The following is a 15,640-nucleotide window of genomic DNA, read 5'->3' on the forward strand; positions in this document are numbered from 1 at the left end:
AGACCGTGGTGGTCGAGGTCGGCGGCAAGCGTCTGGAGGTCTCGCTGCCGTCGTCGCTGGGGATGACGCTGGCGCGCACGGCGGCTGCGGGTGGGGCGAAGCCGAAGCGGCGTGCGGCGAAGAAGGCGGGCTCGGCCGCGTCGGGTGACGCGTTGACGTCGCCGATGCAGGGCACGATCGTGAAGGTCGCGGTCGAGGAGGGTCAGGAAGTCGCCGAGGGCGAACTGATCGTGGTTCTTGAGGCGATGAAGATGGAACAGCCCCTCAACGCCCACCGCGCGGGCACGATCAAGGGCATCACCGCCGAAGTCGGCGCGTCCGTCTCCTCCGGCGCCGTCATCTGCGAAATCAAGGACTGAGCTGCCGCGGGTACCCGCGGAGCTCCGACGACCGAAGAACGAAGGACTTGTCGGCATGAGCACCCTCACCCTGGCCCCCGTCTCCGCCGGGGAGGGGGGCCCGCGGGTACCCGCGTCGCTCCCCGCCCCCGCCCCGGTGCACCGCACCGTCGCGCGGCAGGCGGCCGTCCACCCCTCGCGCACCGCCGTCCGCGCCCATGACGGCGTCCTGACCTACGGCGGCCTCGACCAGCGGGCCAACCACCTCGCGCACCGGCTGCGGGCGCACGGCGTACGGGACCGCGACACCGTCGCCGTGTGCCTCGAATCCTCCGCCCGCCTGCTCGTGGCCGTGCTCGGTGTCCTCAAGGCCGGCGCCGGCTACGTCCTGCTGGACCCGGCCCACGTGCGCGACGGCAGCGCTCTGCCGTTCCTGCACGCCAGTGGGGCCAGGGTGGTCGTGACGCAGGAACTGTTCGCGGGGGCCCTGGGCGGCGGCCGGGTGACCGTGCTCCCCGACGTCACCCCCGCCTCCTCCACCGCCGTCCTTCCGCCGGCCTCGGACGTCACGCACTCCGACACCGCCTACGTCCTGCCCGTACGGGGCGACCGGGGCGTGAGCGTGCCGCACACCGTCGTCGACCGCCTGGCCGCCGACGGACGCTTCCTGCCGGTCACCGCCGGCGACGTGGTCCTGCAGTACGCGCCCGCGGTCGCCGACGGCACCGCCCTGGCCCTGTGGGCGCCGCTCATGGCCGGGGCACGGCTGGTCCTGCCCCCGCCCGGCGAGCTCACCCCGTACGAACTGGCCGCCCTCGCCCGCGAGGAGCGCGCCGGCATCCTGCGCGTGACCTCCCGGCACCTGTCGGAGCTGATCGAGGCGGACGTCCTGCCGGGGCTGCGCGGGCTGCGCTGCCTCGTGGTGGCGGGCGACGCCCTCGCCCCGGACGAGGCCGCCCGCGTCGCCGGCCTCCTGCCCGCGACGCGGGTGATCGAGACGGCGCGTCTCTGACACCACCCGCACCTGAAAGGGGCCGGTACGGATTCCGTACCGGCCCCTTTGCCTGTGCCCTCCCTGCCCCAGGCCGGCACGGCACCGCCGGACAGCAGCGCGGGGGCTGATCACCGCCGCGGCGGAGGGGAGTTGGCCCGGCGGCCCGCTCTCGCGGGGGAGGCGGGCGGTGCCCGGTCCACCCGAGGCCGGTGCGGCACCGCCGGGCAGTGTCGCCGGGGCTGATCACCGATGCGGCGGAGGGGAGTTGGCCCGGCCCCCTTCATCGCGGACCGCCACCCCCCCCGCCGCAACGGCGGCCCGCCCCCGCGGCGGGGGCCGGCGGTGCCCGGCGCACCCGAGGCCGGTGCGGCACAGGGCGCCGCCCCCGGCGCCCGGGGATCAGCCCGACGCCGCACCCTGCCGGGCCGCCAGCGTCCGCTGCACGTCCGCCTCGTGGTAGTACGTGCGGCCCGCCCGGGTCTGCCGGCGCCACTGCGCCTGGCTGGCGTGGCGGTAGACGCTGCCGGGCGCGATGCCCCACAGCCGGGCGATGTCCGGGGCGCCGATCCACCGCGTCCCCGCCGCTCCCGTCCTCGTCCCCGCCGCCGCCCGCGCGGCCGTCCCCGGCCGTACGCGCCGGCTCAGCTGCAGCCACTGGTGGCCCAGCCAGTGGTGCGCGGGATCGGCGTCGCAGGTGATCTCGGCGGGCTCGTGCGGGGCCTGCGCCCGTACCGTCGCGGTCAGCGAACCCGTGCAGCCGGGCTCCACGCACCCGCCCACCGCCACCTGCCGGGCGGCGTCCGGGTCGATGACCCGCCGGGCCCTGCGCACCACCCGCGCGATCTCCTCGGAGAGCTCACCGGCCGCCGGGTGCGCGGCCAGCCACCCCACGTGCTGCAGCAGGAAGCGCGAGAGGGCCGCCGCGTCCCGGCGGGGGGCGGCCGCGCCGCGCTCCTGGACCACCAGCGCCGACCACGCGCCCAGCACGCCCATGAGGGCGGCCCGCACGTCGGCCGCCGTGGCGTTGAAGGGCATGCCCGGCAGCGGGCCGCCCGAGACCTTCTCCCGCCGCGGCCCGGAGGCCCCCAGGGCCAGGGCGCACTCCTCGTACAGATCGGGCAGCCGCATCAGCTCCAGCCCCAGCCGGGCCCGGCACGCCGCGCACAGCAGCGCGGGCGCCTGCGCGGGGCGCCGGTGCTGCTTCCCGCGCCCGGCGGCCTCCCGTGCCCGGCAGCCCGCGCCGCGGCACGGCACCACGGGCCCGGCCGCGCTTTCGTTCACTTCCTGCATCTCTTTTCCCCCATCACGTTCCGGCCGTCCCGGGCCGCCGGGAAATTCCGGGCGGGAGTCGTCCGTGCCACCGGGAGGGGCACGGGGACGGCGGCCGATACGGCCATGTCCGCGAGTCTGCCGGAGAAGGGGCCGGAATCCGTGTTCTTTTACGCGACCGCAGCGGATCTTGCCATCCGCTGACACGACTTCACAGGGACCTGAACCACGGCCCCTTGACCCTGCCGGGGCGGGTGAAGAATAGTTTTCGTAACGTCCGCAGAGCTGTCGGAAAATCCCGGAGCGCGTGGCACCGGTAAGGGCCGCAGCGAGGGAAAAGGGTCCCGCGAGCGGATCTTGCAATTCCCTGACAGTTTCTCATCAGAGCTTTGAGAAACCGCATCTTGACCCATGACGCGAAAGCTGAAGAAGCTGTTCGTCAGAGTCGCCGGACTGTTGCCGTCGATATCCGGCCGCCGATGCGGTTCCGCCAAGGAAAAACCCAACTGCAAGGAGAGGTCCATGGACGCTGCGGTGATTGTCGCAGGCGCCGGTCCGGCCGGGCTCATGCTCGCCGGCGAACTGCGGCTCGCAGGGGTGGAGGTCATCGTCCTGGAGCGGCTTCCGAAGCGCACCGGGGAATCCCGCGGGCTGGGCTTCACCGCCCGCACCATGGAGATCTTCGACCAGCGCGGTCTGCTCTCCCGCTTCGGCGACGTCGAGACCAGCAACGTCGGCCACTTCGGCGGCCTGCCCGTCGACTTCGGTGTCCTCGAGGGTGCCCACCAGGCCGCCAAGTCCGTGCCCCAGTCCCACACCGAGACCGTGCTGGAGGACTGGGTCACGAGCCTCGGCACCGACCTGCGCCGCAGCACCGAGCTGCTGTCGGTCAAGGACACCGGGGAGGGCGTCGAGGTCACGGTGCGCGGCCCCGAGGGCGAGCACACCCTCACCGCCCGCTACCTGGTCGGCTGCGACGGCGGCCGGAGCCTGATCCGCAAGGCGGCCGGCTTCGACTTCCCCGGCACCGCCGCCACGATGGAGATGTTCCTCGCCGACGTCCGCGGCCTCGACCTCGAACCGCGCATGATCGGGGAGACGCTCCCCGGCGGCATGGTGATGGTGGGCCCGCTGCCCGGCGGCATCACCCGCATCATCGTCTGCGAGCGCGGCACCCCGCCCCAGCGCCGCACGACGCCGCCCTCGTACGAGGAGGTCGCGGCCGCCTGGAAGCGCCTGACCGGCACGGACATCTCGCACGGCGAGCCCGAGTGGGTGTCCTCCTTCGGCGACGCCACCCGCCAGGTCACCGAGTACCGCCGCGGCAACATCATCCTGGCCGGCGACGCCGCCCACATCCACCTGCCGGCCGGCGGCCAGGGCATGAACACCAGCATCCAGGACGCGGTCAACCTCGGCTGGAAGCTCGCGGCCGTCGTCAAGGGCAAGGCCCCGGCGGGCCTCCTCGACACGTACCACGGCGAGCGCCACCCGGTCGGGCAGCGCCTGCTGATGAACACCCGCGCCCAGGGCCTGCTCTTCCTCTCCGGCCCCGAGGTCCAGCCGCTGCGCGACGTCCTCACCGAGCTCATCGGCTACGAGGACGTCAGCCGCCACCTCGCCGGCATGGTCTCCGGCCTGGAGATCACGTACGACGTCGGCACCGGCACCCACCCGCTGCTCGGCAAGCGCATGCCGCGCCTGGCCCTGCGCACCGCCGCCGGCCGCGAGACCAGCAGCACCGAACTGCTGCGCGCCGCCCGGCCCGTCCTGCTCGACCTGGAGGACAACGCCACCCTGCGCGCCCGCGCCGCCGGCTGGGCCGACCGCGTCGACATCGTCACGGCCACGCCGCAGGACGTCACGGCCGCGAGCGGCCTGACCGGCACCTCCGCCGTGCTCGTCCGCCCCGACGGCTACGTCGCCTGGGCCGCGCCCGGCAGCCACCACGACCTGACCATGGCCCTGGAGCGCTGGTTCGGCAGCCCGCTCGGCGCCTGACGCCCCGCGTCACCACTTCGTCGTCACCCCACCGTCCCCTGCCCAAGGAGATCGCACCCTCATGCACAGCACCCTGATCGTGGCCCGGATGGAGCCGGGTTCCAGCGCCGACGTCGCCCGCCTCTTCGGCGAGTTCGACGCCACCGAGATGCCCCACCGCATGGGCACCCGCCGGCGCCAGCTCTTCTCGTACCGCGGCCTGTACTTCCACCTGCAGGACTTCGACACCGACAACGGCGGGCAGCTCATCGAGGAGGCCAAGAGCGACCCCCGCTTCATCGGCATCAGCGAGGACCTCAAGCCCTTCATCGAGGCCTACGACCCGGCGACCTGGCGTTCGCCGGCCGACGCGATGGCCACCCGCTTCTACTCCTGGACGGCCGCCAAGTGAAGCCGTCCGCCGACACGATGGGAGGCGACCACTAGTGGGGCGCCGGGTAGTAATCACTGGAATCGGAGTGCTGGCACCGGGAGGTATCGGCACCAAGAACTTCTGGAGCCTGCTGAGCGAGGGCCGCACCGCGACCCGCGGGATCACCTTCTTCGACCCCTCGCCGTTCCGCTCCAAGGTCGCGGCCGAGGCCGACTTCGACCCCGAGCTCCACGGGCTCACCCCCCAGGAGATCCGGCGCATGGACCGCGCCGCCCAGTTCGGTGTCGTCACGGCCCGCGAGGCCCTGGCCGACAGCGGCCTGGACCTGGCCGGCTTCGACCCGCACCGCGCGGGTGTGACCATCGGCAGCGCCGTCGGCGCCACCACCGGTCTCGACAACGAGTACCGCGTCGTCAGCAACGACGGCCGCCTCGACCTCGTCGACCACACCTACGCGCCCTCGCACCTCTACAACCACTTCGTGCCCAGCTCCTTCGCCGCCGAGGTCGCCTGGGCGACCGGCGCCGAGGGCCCGGCCACCGTGGTCTCCACCGGCTGCACCTCCGGCATCGACTCCGTCGGCCACGCCGTCGAGCTGATCCGCGAGGGCACCGCCGACATCATGATCACGGGCGCCACCGACGCCCCGATCTCCCCGATCACGATGGCCTGTTTCGACGCCATCAAGGCCACCACCCCGCGCAACGACGACCCCGAGCACGCCTCGCGGCCCTTCGACGGCACCCGCAACGGCTTCGTCCTCGGCGAGGGCTCGGCCTGCTTCGTCCTGGAGGAGCTGGAGAGCGCGAAGAAGCGCGGCGCCCGCATCTACGCGGAGATCGCCGGCTACGCCTCGCGCTGCAACGCCTTCCACATGACGGGCCTGCGCCCCGACGGCCGCGAGATGGCCGAGGCCATCACCGTCGCGCTCGCCGAGGCCCGGATGAACCCCGAGTCCATCGACTACATCAACGCGCACGGCTCGGGCACCAAGCAGAACGACCGCCACGAGACGGCCGCCTTCAAGCTCAGCCTCGGCGAGCACGCCTACCGCACCCCGGTGAGCTCCATCAAGTCGATGGTCGGCCACTCGCTCGGTGCGATCGGCTCGATCGAGATCGCGGCCTCGGTGCTGGCGATGGAGAACAACGTGGTGCCGCCCACCGCCAACCTGCACACCCCCGACCCCGAGTGCGACCTGGACTACGTCCCGCTCACCGCCCGGGACCACCGCACGGACGCCGTCCTGACCGTCGGCAGCGGCTTCGGCGGGTTCCAGAGCGCGATGGTGCTGGCCCGTCCCGAGAGGAGCATGGCGTGACCGCCAAGGTAGTCATCACCGGCATCGGCGTCGCCACCCCCAACGGGCTCGGCGTCGACGACTTCTGGGCCGCGACCCGGATCGGCAAGAACGCCATCGGGCCCGTCACCCGGTTCGACGCCGCGCAGTACCCCTCCCGCCTCGCCGGCGAGATCCACTCCTTCGCGGCCGAGGACCACCTGCCCAGCCGCCTCATCCCGCAGACCGACCGGATGACGCGCCTGGCCCTGGTCGCCGCGGACTGCGCCTTCGAGGACGCCGGCGTCAAGCCCGGCGACATCCCCGAGTTCGACATGGGCGTCGTGACCGCCTCGACCTCCGGCGGCTTCGAGTTCGGCCAGAACGAGCTCAAGAAGCTGTGGAGCCAGGGCAGCCAGTACGTCAGCGCGTACCAGTCCTTCGCCTGGTTCTACGCCGTCAACAGCGGCCAGATCTCGATCCGCAACGGCATGCGGGGCCCCAGCGGCGTCGTCGTCAGCGACCAGGCCGGCGGCCTCGACGCCATCGCGCAGGCCCGCCGCCAGATCCGCAAGGGCAGCAAGCTCATCTTCTCCGGCGGCTTCGACGCCTCGATCTGCCCCTGGGGCTGGGTCGCGCAGATCGCCGGCGGCCGCATGACCACCAGCGACCAGCCCGAGCGCGCCTACCTGCCGTTCGACGCCGACGCGAGCGGCTACGTGCCCGGCGAGGGCGGCGCCCTGATGATCCTGGAGGACGCCGAGGCCGCCCGCGCCCGCGGCGCCGCCAACGTCTACGGCGAGATCGCCGGCTACGGGGCCACCATCGACCCCAAGCCCGGCAGCGGCCGCGAGAGCGGACTGCGCCGCGCCATCGAGACCGCCCTGGCCGACGCGGACCTCGCGCCCGGGCAGATCGACGTCGTCTTCGCCGACGCCGCCGGCAGCCCGGACCTCGACCGCGTCGAGGCCGACGCCCTCACCGCCGTCTTCGGCCCCGGCGGCGTCCCGGTCACCGCGCCGAAGACCATGACCGGCCGCCTGTACTCCGGTGCCGCACCGGTGGACGTGGTCTCCGCCGTCCTGGCCATGCGCGAGGGCCTGATCCCGCCCACCACCAACGTCACGCTCGCTCCCGAGTACGACATCGACCTGGTCACCGGCCAGGCCCGCACCGCGTCCGTGCGCGCCGCGCTGGTCATCGCCCGCGGACAGGGCGGCTTCAACTCCGCCGTCGTCGTCCGCGCCGCCGACTAGGCCCTTCCGGGCCCCTCCCGGCCCCCTTCGCTTTTTGCGGCGGCCAGTGTCGTCCGCCGCCATCCACCTGCTTACGTGTTCCAGGAAAGGACCGGCATGTCCCACCAGGAGTTCGCCCTCGAGGACCTCAAGCGCATCCTCCTCGAAGGCGCAGGCGCCGACGAGGGCGTCGACCTCGACAGCGACATCCTCGACACCGACTTCGAGGAGCTCGGCTACGAGTCCCTGGCCCTGCTGGAGACCGGCGGCCGCATCGAGCGCGAGTACGGCGTCGAGTTCGACGACGACGCCTTCGCCGAGAACCGCACCCCGCGCGCCCTGGTCGCGCACGTCAACGGCCTGCTGCAGTCCGCCTGACGCACCCCGCGCGGCACCCCGGGCCGGCCGCCCCTTCTCGGCGGCCGGCGGCCGGCCCGGCGCCCGCACCCCCACCGCGTCCGTCCGCGACGCCCCTCCGCGGACGCCCGCGCCCCTTCCACGTTTCCGGACGCCCTTCGCCGCGTCCCCATCATTGGAGCCACCCACCATGTCGCAGCACGAGCAGCGCGTCGCCCTCGTCTCCGGTGCCACCAGCGGCATCGGCCTCGCCGTCGCCCGCCTCCTGGCCTCGCAGAACCACAAGGTCTTCATCGGCGCCCGCAACGCCGACAACGTCGCCGCCACCGTCAAGCAGCTCCAGGACGAGGGCCTGGACGTCGACGGCACCACCCTCGACGTCCGCTCCGGCGAGTCCGTCCACGCCTTCGTCGCCACCGCCGTCGACCGCTTCGGCACCGTCGACGTCCTGGTCAACAACGCCGGCCGCAGCGGCGGCGGCGTCACCGCCGACATCGACGACGAGCTGTGGAACGACGTCATCGACACCAACCTCAACAGCGTCTTCCGCCTCACCCGCGAGGTCCTCACCACCGGTGGCCTGCGCGAGAAGAGCCGCGGCCGCATCATCAACATCGCGTCCACCGCCGGCAAGCAGGGCGTCGTCCTGGGCGCCCCGTACTCCGCGTCCAAGCACGGCGTCGTCGGCTTCACCAAGGCCCTCGGCAACGAGCTCGCCCCCACCGGCATCACCGTCAACGCCGTCTGCCCCGGCTACGTCGAGACGCCGATGGCCCAGCGCGTGCGCGCCGGCTACGCCGCCGCCTACGACACCTCCGAGGACGTCATCCTCGACAAGTTCCAGTCCAAGATCCCCCTCGGCCGCTACTCCACCCCCGAGGAGGTCGCCGGCCTGGTCGGCTACCTGGCCTCCGACACGGCGGCCTCCATCACCGCGCAGGCCCTCAACGTCTGCGGCGGCCTGGGCAACTTCTAGGCCCCGCGAAAGCCCCGCGCCCCCACCGCACCCACACCGTCACCCGAGGAGCAACCAGCATGTCGCAGACCGGTCTGCGCGAGGTGGAGCACGAGATCACGATCTCGGCCCCGGCCGCCGCCGTCTACCGTCTGATCGCCGACGTCGCCAACTGGCCGCGGATCTTCCCGCCGACCATCTACGTCGACCACGTGGAGAAGGGCGAGTCCACCGAGCGCATCCGCATCTGGGCCACCGCCAACGGCGAGGCCAAGAACTGGACGTCGCGCCGCACCCTGGACGAGAAGGCCCTCACCATCACCTTCCGCCAGGAGGTCTCCACCCCGCCGGTCGCCTCCATGGGCGGCACCTGGATCATCGAGGCCCTGGACGAGGCGACCTCCCGCGTCCGCCTCCTGCACGACTACCGGGCCGTCGACGACGACCCCGAGGGCCTCGCCTGGATCGACGAGGCGGTCGACCGCAACTCCCGCTCCGAGCTCGCCGCCCTCAAGACCAACGTCGAACTCGCCCACGCCGCCGAGGAGGTGACCTTCTCCTTCGAGGACACCGTCCAGATCAACGGCTCCGCCAAGGACGTCTACGACTTCATCAACGAGGCGCACCTGTGGTCCGAGCGCCTCCCGCACGTGGCGACGGTCCGCCTGGAGGAGGACACCCCGGGCCTGCAGACCCTGGAGATGGACACCCGCGCCAAGGACGGCTCCACCCACACCACCAAGTCCTTCCGCGTCACCTTCCCCTCGCACAAGATCGCGTACAAGCAGGTCACCCTGCCGGCGCTGATGACGCTGCACACGGGCTACTGGACCTTCGCCGAGAACGAGGACGGCGTCGCCGCCTCCTCGCAGCACACCGTCGTCCTCAACACCGAGAACATCACGAAGATCCTCGGCCCGGACGCCGGCGTCGCGGAGGCCCGCGAGTACGTCCACACCGCCCTGAGCACCAACAGCCGCGCGACCCTCGGCCACGCCAAGGCCTACGCCGAGCAGCGGGCCTGACCCATGGCCCGCACGTACACGGAAACCCAGGTGATCGTGGTCGGAGCGGGACCGGTCGGGCTGCTGCTCGCCGGCGAGCTGCGACTGGCCGGCGCGGACGTCGTCGTCATCGAGCGGCTCACCGAGCCCACCACCGAGTCCCGGGCCTCGACCCTGCACGCCCGCACCATGGAGATCCTCGACAGCCGCGGCCTGCTCGACGGCCTCGGCGCCGTGCCGCAGGAGACCCGGGGCCACTTCGGCGGACTCCCGCTCGACCTCACCCTTCCCACCCCCTACCCGGGCCAGTGGAAAGTCCCGCAGATCCGTACCGAGGAACTGCTCGCGGAATGGGCGACCGGCCTGGGGGCGGTCATCCTGCGCGGCCACGAGCTGCGCGGGCTGACCGTCACCGGGGACCACGCCGAGGCCGAGGTGGCGGCCGGCGGCGAGGTCGTACACCTGCGCGCCAAGTGCGTCGTCGGCTGCGACGGCGAGAACAGCACCGTACGGCGCCTGGGCGGGTTCGCCTTCCCCGGCGCCGACGCCGGCCGCGAGCTCCTGCGCGCCGACGTCGCCGGCATCGACATCCCGAACCGGCGCTTCGAGCGGCTGCCCGGGGGACTGGCCATCGCCGCACGGCGCCCCGACGGCGTCACCCGCGTCATGGTCTGCGACTTCGGCCGCACCGCCGAACCCCGCAGCGAGAACGTGGAGTTCCACGAGATCGCCGACGCCTGGAAGCGCGTCACCGGCGAGGACATCAGCGGCGGCACCCCGCTGTGGGTCAACGCCTTCACCGACGCCTCCCGCCAGGCGGAGCAGTACCGCGACTACCGCCTCTTCCTGGCCGGCGACGCCGCCCACCAGCAGATGCCCATCGGCGGCCAGGCCCTCAACCTCGGCCTGCAGGACGCCTTCAACCTCGGCTGGAAGCTCGCCGCCCAGGTCCAGGGGCGCGGCCCCGAGGGCCTCCTGGACAGCTATCACAGCGAGCGCCACGCCGTCGGGCAGCGCACCCTGAGCAACATCCGCGCCCAGGCCCTGCTCCTGCTCGGCGGCCCCGAGGTCGAAGCCGCCCGCGACGTCATGGGCGAGCTCATCGACGGGCACGACGAGGTCCGCACCCACCTCGCCGGCATGATCTCCGGCCTCGACGTCCGCTACGACGTCGGCGCCGGCGACCACCCCCTGCTCGGACTGCGCCTGCCCCACTGGCCGGTGCGGACCGAGGACCCGCAGCGGACCGGTGACCCGCAGCGGACCGGTGACCCGGAGCAGACGGGCGAGGAGTCCACCACCGCGCTCCTGCGCCCCGGAGGCGGTCTCCTCCTGGACCTCACCGGTACCACCGACCACGGCGAGCAACTGCGCTCCGCCGCGGCCCCGTGGTCCCACCTGGTCCGCACCGTCACCGCCCGCCCCACCGACCGCACCCCCGCCGGAGCCACCACCGTGCTGGTGCGCCCCGACGGCCACGTGGTGTGGGTCGCGCCGGACGGCGGCGCCCCCACCGAGGGCCTCACCCGCGCCCTCACCCGCTGGTTCGGCGAACCGGCGCACCAGACAACCGCTCCAGCCACTCCAGCCACGAACGGGAGAACAGACATGGGCAGCCTCAGCGGCAAGACAGCGCTGGTCACCGGCTCCAGCCGCGGCATGGGCCGCGCCACCGCGATCCGCCTGGCCAAGGAGGGCGCCCTCGTCGCCGTCCACTACACCAGCAACAAGGACGCCGCGGACGAGGTCGTCGCCACGATCGAGAAGGACGGCGGGCGCGCCTTCGCCGTCCGCGCCGAACTCGGCGTCCCCGGCGACGTCCACGAGCTCTTCCTCGGCCTGGAGCAGGGCCTCAAGGAGCGCACCGGCACCACCACGCTCGACATCCTCGTCAACAACGCCGGTGTCATGGGCGGCGTGTCCGCCGAGGACACCACCCCCGAGCAGTTCGACCGGCTCTACGCGGTCAACGCCAAGGCCCCGTTCTTCATCATCCAGCGCGCGCTGCAGAACCTCCCCGACGGCGGCCGCATCGTCAACATCTCCTCCGGCCTCACCCGCGTGGCCAACCCCGAGGAGATCGCCTACGCGATGACCAAGGGCGCCGTCGAGCAGCTCGCCCGCCACTTCGCCAAGCTCCTGGGCCCGCGCAACATCACCATCAACAGCGTCGCCCCGGGCATCACCCGCAACGGCAACCCGGCCTTCGACATCCCCGAGGTCGTCGACCAGATGGCGGCCCTCTCCGCCTTCAACCGCGTCGGCGAGCCCCAGGACGTCGCCGACGTCGTCGCCTTCCTCGCGAGCGCCGACGCCCGCTGGATCACCGGCGCCTTCATCGACGCCACCGGCGGCACCCTCCTGGGCTGACCCCGCACGGCCCCCGGCCGGCGGATCCCGGGGGGCACGGCGCGGTCCGGCACCGCCGGCCGCGCCGTCCCTCCGCCGCGGCGGGAAATCCATGCCGGGGCATCGCGGCGGCCGGACCCGCGCTCGGAGCCCGACCGCAGAACCTCCGCAGGGCCGTGGCACGGCACCGCCGAAGAGAAGATCCCGCCGCGACGGCGAGCAACCCTCATGGCGAGGGCCCGGCGGAACGCCCCCGCCGCAACCGCCGCGCCAGATGACCCGCCGGAAAGGCACACCGCCGGAAAGGCATCCCGCAGACCATGAAGACGCTCCCCCCGCCCACCGCCGCCCCCGCCCCCGCCGGGCGGATGAGCCGGCGCCAGTGGGGCCTGCTGCTCGTCCTGGCAGGCAACATGCTCATCGACGCCCTGGAGGTGTCCGTCGCCGTCGTCGCCGTGCCCTCCATCGGCGACGACCTCGGGCTGGCCCGCAGCAGCGCCCAGTGGGTCATGACCGGCTTCGCCCTCGGCTTCGGCGCCCTCATGCTCTTCGGCACCCGCGCCGTCGCCCTGGCGGGCCGCCGCCGCATGTACCTCCTGGCCCTGCTCGGCTTCGCCGCCGCCTCCCTCCTGGGCGCCGTCACCGGCGAGCCCGCCGTGCTGATCGCCACCCGCTTCGTCAAGGGCTTCTGCGCCGCCCTGACCGCCCCCACGGGCCTGGCCATCCTCAGCACCGCCATGCGGGCGGGGCCCGAACGCGACCGGGCGATCTCCGTCTACACGCTCTTCGGGGCGGGCGGCTTCACCGCCGGCCTCCTGCTCTCCGGCGCCCTGACGCCCCTCAGCTGGCGCTGGACCTTCGCCTTCCCCGCCCCCGCGGTCCTGCTCCTGTTCGCCCTGTGCCTGAAGCTCATCCCCGCCGACGAGCCCCCCGCGGGCGCCGACCGCCACTACGACACCGCGGGCGCCGCGACCCTCGCCGGCGGACTGCTGGCCCTCGTCTACGGCATCACCGCCCTGCCCGGCCACGGCGCCGGCGACCCCCGTACGCTCGGCGCCTTCGCCCTGGCCGCCGCGCTGCTGGCCTGGTTCGCCCGCCACGAGCGCCGCACCCCCCGGCCGCTGCTGCGCACCGAACTGCTCGCCCACCCCCCGATGCTGCGCTCCGCCGTCGGCGCCGCCACCCTCAACGGCTCCTACCTCGGCCTGCTGTTCCTCGTCAGCTACCAGACGCAGACCCTGTGGGGCTGGAGCCCCTGGCAGACCGCCCTGGCCATCGTTCCCGCCAGCGCACCCCTGGCCGTCACCGCCCTGCTGTCCGGGCGCATGGTCGCCCGCTGGGGCGCCCCGCGCCTGATCGCGCTCGGCGCGCTGCCGCCCCTGCTCGGGTACGCCCTCTACCTGCGCCTGCCGGCGGGCGGTGGCAGCCTCGTTCACGTCACCGCTGTCCTGCCCACCATGCTGCTGGTCGGCGCCGGCTTCGTGCTGTCCTTCGCCGCCCTGAACATGCAGGCCGTCTCCGGGATCCCCGCCGCCGAGCGCGGCGAGGCCAGCGGCGCCTACCAGACCGCCGTGCAGCTCGGCGCCGCCGTCATGCTCGCCGGCGTCGCCGCACTGCTGACGGCCTATCAGCCGGCCGCGGGCGCCACGGAGGAGCAGGTCCTCGCCGGCTACCGGCCGGCCCTGGAGCTCATCACCGCGGCCGGCGTCCTGGGCCTGCTCACCGCCCTCACCGGCCTGGGCCGGCCGCGCGCCCGCACCGCCGGGCCGGCGGCACCCCACCTGACCACCGTCCCCAAGGGGAAGCCATGACCCTCCTCGCGATCCCGGTCCCCGCCGACTGGGACCTCGACCTCGCCGACGACTACGACGACCTCCCGCCCGCCGGAGCCGGCGCCCCCGGGCAGGACGTCGTCGCACCCGACCCGGCGGACCTCGCCGCCGTGGGCCTCGACGAGCGCACCGCCCTGCTCGACGCCTACGTCCGCGGGGAGCTGGGCCGCGTCCTGCACGTAGCACCCGGCAGCATCGACGTCGCCGGCCGCACCATGAACAGCCTGGGCGTCGGCTCCATCAACGGCCTCGAACTCCAGGCCCGCATGGAATCCGCCCTCGGCATCGAGGTCGACCTCCAGCGGCTGCTGCGCGCCAACTCCGCCGCCGAGCTCATCGACTGCCTCGCCGGGCAGCTGGGGCCGGAGGACAGCCCGCACAAGTCCGCCGCCCGCCGCCGCGGCGGCGCCCCGGCGGCCGCCGCATGACCGCATCCGCCGCCGTCGAGGCGGGAGCGCTCGACCTCTGGCTGATCAGGAGCCCCGCTCCGGCCGACGCCGGGCTGCTGGACCTGGCGGTCCTGGACGACGCCGAACGCAAGCGCGCGGCGTCCTTCATCCGCCCGTCGGACGGCATCACGTACACCAGCGCCCACATCGCCCTGCGCAGGCTCCTCGGCGCCTACCTCGACATCCCCCCGCCGGACGTCGCGTTCCTGCGCGAGCCCTGCCCGGGCTGCGGCAAGCCGCACGGCCGTCCCGCCGTCACCCTGCCCGGCCCGCCCCTGCACTTCTCCCTGTCGCACAGCCACGGGATGGCCCTGGTCGGCATCGCGGACCGGCCCGTCGGCGTCGACGTCGAACGCCACCCCCGGGCCGGCACCGTCGGCGTCTGCACCCCGTCCCTCCACCCCGGAGAGCAGGCCGAGCTCGACGCCCTGCCGGAGGAGGAGCGCCCCGCCGCCTTCGGGCAGCTGTGGACCCGCAAGGAAGCCTTCCTCAAGGGCCTGGGCACGGGGCTGAGCCGCGGGCCCTCCGTGGACTACCTCGGCCCCGACCCCGGCAGCAGGCCGCAGGGCTGGACCCTGCTGGACATCCCCTGCGGCCCCCGCCACCACGGCGCCGCCGCCCTGGCCGGCGGCGCCCCGACCACGACCCGGCTGCGCCTGCTGCCCGCCGCCGCCCTCCACCACGGCGGCACCGCCGAGGTCCGGGCCGGCACCCGCGAGCCGGCGGCCGCCTGACCGCCGCGGGACGGCCCGTCCCGCCGCCCCGCCGGCCGGGCAGCGCCTCGGACACCGACACGTCACCACTCACCCACCGGAGAGAGCGAGAGACCATGCCCGTCGCCGGAAAGACCACCACCGCCACCGCTGCCACCACTGCCGCCGAGGACGCCCCGGCCGCCGACCCGCACCGCGACTGGACCCTGCACGAACGCGTGGAGGAGCTCCAGATGATCCGGGACGAGGCCTACGAAGGGCCGGACCCGGCAGCGACCGAGCGCCAGCACGCCAAGGGCAAGCTCACCGCCCGCGAGCGCATCGCCCTCCTCCTCGACGAGGACTCCTTCACCGAGGTCGAGACCCTCCGCCGGCACCGTGCCTCCGGCTTCGGCCTGGAGAGCAAGAAGCCCTACACCGATGGTGTGATCACGGGCTGGGGCACGGTGCACGGGCGGACCGTGTTCGTCTACGCGCACGACTTCCGGATCT

At 73.7% G+C, this 15,640-nt stretch carries 15 protein-coding genes; 14 read left to right on the forward strand and 1 reads right to left on the reverse strand.

The window, feature by feature from the left end; all coding sequences use genetic code 11:
• Both ACOTKD_RS37955 and ACOTKD_RS37960 read left to right on the forward strand, forming a co-directional pair.
• On the forward strand, positions 1 to 359 hold a 359-nt coding region (locus ACOTKD_RS37955), incomplete at its 5' end, for an acetyl-CoA carboxylase biotin carboxyl carrier protein subunit (RefSeq protein WP_424889480.1).
• Positions 360 to 414: 55 nt separating this feature from the next.
• Complete coding sequence (locus ACOTKD_RS37960; protein WP_424893576.1) at positions 415 to 1,350, forward strand: AMP-binding protein; 936 nt, start codon at positions 415 to 417, stop codon at positions 1,348 to 1,350.
• A gap of 381 nt (positions 1,351 to 1,731) precedes the next feature.
• Here ACOTKD_RS37960 and ACOTKD_RS37965 read toward each other — a convergent pair whose 3' ends face one another.
• Positions 1,732 to 2,622 carry a hypothetical protein gene (locus tag ACOTKD_RS37965; RefSeq protein ID WP_424893577.1) on the reverse strand — a complete coding sequence of 297 codons (891 nt, stop codon included), beginning with the start codon at positions 2,620 to 2,622 and terminating at the stop codon, positions 1,732 to 1,734.
• Positions 2,623 to 3,123: 501 nt separating this feature from the next.
• On the opposite strand from ACOTKD_RS37965, the gene ACOTKD_RS37970 reads away from it, so the two are divergent.
• The 12 genes from ACOTKD_RS37970 to ACOTKD_RS38025 all read left to right on the forward strand — a co-directional run.
• Complete coding sequence (locus tag ACOTKD_RS37970) at positions 3,124 to 4,602, forward strand: FAD-dependent monooxygenase (protein WP_424893578.1); 1,479 nt, start codon at positions 3,124 to 3,126, stop codon at positions 4,600 to 4,602.
• A 61-nt stretch (positions 4,603 to 4,663) separates the two neighbouring features.
• Positions 4,664 to 4,993, forward strand: a complete 330-nt coding sequence (locus ACOTKD_RS37975; protein WP_030369960.1) for a TcmI family type II polyketide cyclase — start codon at positions 4,664 to 4,666, stop codon at positions 4,991 to 4,993.
• Between the two features lie 34 nt (positions 4,994 to 5,027).
• On the forward strand, positions 5,028 to 6,296 hold the full coding sequence (locus ACOTKD_RS37980; RefSeq protein WP_424893579.1) for a beta-ketoacyl-[acyl-carrier-protein] synthase family protein: 1,269 nt from the start codon (positions 5,028 to 5,030) through the stop codon (positions 6,294 to 6,296).
• Positions 6,293 to 7,510, forward strand: coding sequence for a ketosynthase chain-length factor (locus ACOTKD_RS37985; RefSeq protein WP_424893580.1), 1,218 nt, complete (start codon positions 6,293 to 6,295; stop codon positions 7,508 to 7,510). Before ACOTKD_RS37980 ends, ACOTKD_RS37985 begins: the two co-directional genes overlap by 4 nt.
• A gap of 96 nt (positions 7,511 to 7,606) precedes the next feature.
• The gene (locus tag ACOTKD_RS37990; protein ID WP_424893581.1) at positions 7,607 to 7,867 is read left to right on the forward strand and encodes an acyl carrier protein; all 261 of its coding nucleotides are present in this window, start codon (positions 7,607 to 7,609) and stop codon (positions 7,865 to 7,867) included.
• A 169-nt stretch (positions 7,868 to 8,036) separates the two neighbouring features.
• Positions 8,037 to 8,822 (forward strand): 3-oxoacyl-ACP reductase FabG, encoded by a 786-nt coding sequence (gene fabG, locus ACOTKD_RS37995; RefSeq protein WP_424893582.1) that lies wholly within the window; start codon positions 8,037 to 8,039, stop codon positions 8,820 to 8,822.
• Between the two features lie 59 nt (positions 8,823 to 8,881).
• A complete protein-coding gene (locus ACOTKD_RS38000) occupies positions 8,882 to 9,826 on the forward strand; it encodes an aromatase/cyclase (protein WP_424893583.1) in 945 nt (314 codons plus the stop codon).
• A gap of 3 nt (positions 9,827 to 9,829) precedes the next feature.
• Positions 9,830 to 12,175, forward strand: coding sequence for an SDR family oxidoreductase (locus ACOTKD_RS38005; protein ID WP_424893584.1), 2,346 nt, complete (start codon positions 9,830 to 9,832; stop codon positions 12,173 to 12,175).
• A 299-nt stretch (positions 12,176 to 12,474) separates the two neighbouring features.
• Entirely contained in the window at positions 12,475 to 13,965 is a 1,491-nt protein-coding gene (locus tag ACOTKD_RS38010) for an MFS transporter (protein ID WP_424893585.1), read from the forward strand.
• Positions 13,962 to 14,414: an acyl carrier protein gene (locus ACOTKD_RS38015; RefSeq protein WP_424893586.1), complete on the forward strand. Its 453-nt coding sequence runs from the start codon at positions 13,962 to 13,964 to the stop codon at positions 14,412 to 14,414. Before ACOTKD_RS38010 ends, ACOTKD_RS38015 begins: the two co-directional genes overlap by 4 nt.
• On the forward strand, positions 14,411 to 15,169 hold the full coding sequence (locus ACOTKD_RS38020) for a 4'-phosphopantetheinyl transferase family protein (RefSeq protein ID WP_424893587.1): 759 nt from the start codon (positions 14,411 to 14,413) through the stop codon (positions 15,167 to 15,169). Before ACOTKD_RS38015 ends, ACOTKD_RS38020 begins: the two co-directional genes overlap by 4 nt.
• Before the next feature lie 95 nt (positions 15,170 to 15,264).
• A partial coding sequence (locus ACOTKD_RS38025) for a carboxyl transferase domain-containing protein (protein WP_424893588.1) occupies positions 15,265 to 15,640 on the forward strand: 376 nt, incomplete at its 3' end.

The sequence above is a fragment of the Streptomyces sp. XH2 genome (assembly GCF_049725035.1).
In the GTDB taxonomy this organism is placed as follows: domain Bacteria; phylum Actinomycetota; class Actinomycetes; order Streptomycetales; family Streptomycetaceae; genus Streptomyces; species Streptomyces roseoverticillatus.

Excerpts from the sequence above, each read along its gene's own strand:
- ACOTKD_RS37960 (WP_424893576.1), top strand. The coding sequence starts at position 415 with ATGAGCACCCTCACCCTGGCCCCCGTCTCCGCCGGGGAGGGGGGCCCG.
- ACOTKD_RS37965 (WP_424893577.1), bottom strand. The coding sequence starts at position 2,622 with ATGCAGGAAGTGAACGAAAGCGCGGCCGGGCCCGTGGTGCCGTGCCGC.
- ACOTKD_RS37970 (WP_424893578.1), top strand. The coding sequence starts at position 3,124 with ATGGACGCTGCGGTGATTGTCGCAGGCGCCGGTCCGGCCGGGCTCATG.
- ACOTKD_RS37975 (WP_030369960.1), top strand. The coding sequence starts at position 4,664 with ATGCACAGCACCCTGATCGTGGCCCGGATGGAGCCGGGTTCCAGCGCC.
- ACOTKD_RS37990 (WP_424893581.1), top strand. The coding sequence starts at position 7,607 with ATGTCCCACCAGGAGTTCGCCCTCGAGGACCTCAAGCGCATCCTCCTC.
- fabG (WP_424893582.1), top strand. The coding sequence starts at position 8,037 with ATGTCGCAGCACGAGCAGCGCGTCGCCCTCGTCTCCGGTGCCACCAGC.
- ACOTKD_RS38000 (WP_424893583.1), top strand. The coding sequence starts at position 8,882 with ATGTCGCAGACCGGTCTGCGCGAGGTGGAGCACGAGATCACGATCTCG.
- ACOTKD_RS38005 (WP_424893584.1), top strand. The coding sequence starts at position 9,830 with ATGGCCCGCACGTACACGGAAACCCAGGTGATCGTGGTCGGAGCGGGA.
- ACOTKD_RS38010 (WP_424893585.1), top strand. The coding sequence starts at position 12,475 with ATGAAGACGCTCCCCCCGCCCACCGCCGCCCCCGCCCCCGCCGGGCGG.
- ACOTKD_RS38015 (WP_424893586.1), top strand. The coding sequence starts at position 13,962 with ATGACCCTCCTCGCGATCCCGGTCCCCGCCGACTGGGACCTCGACCTC.
- ACOTKD_RS38020 (WP_424893587.1), top strand. The coding sequence starts at position 14,411 with ATGACCGCATCCGCCGCCGTCGAGGCGGGAGCGCTCGACCTCTGGCTG.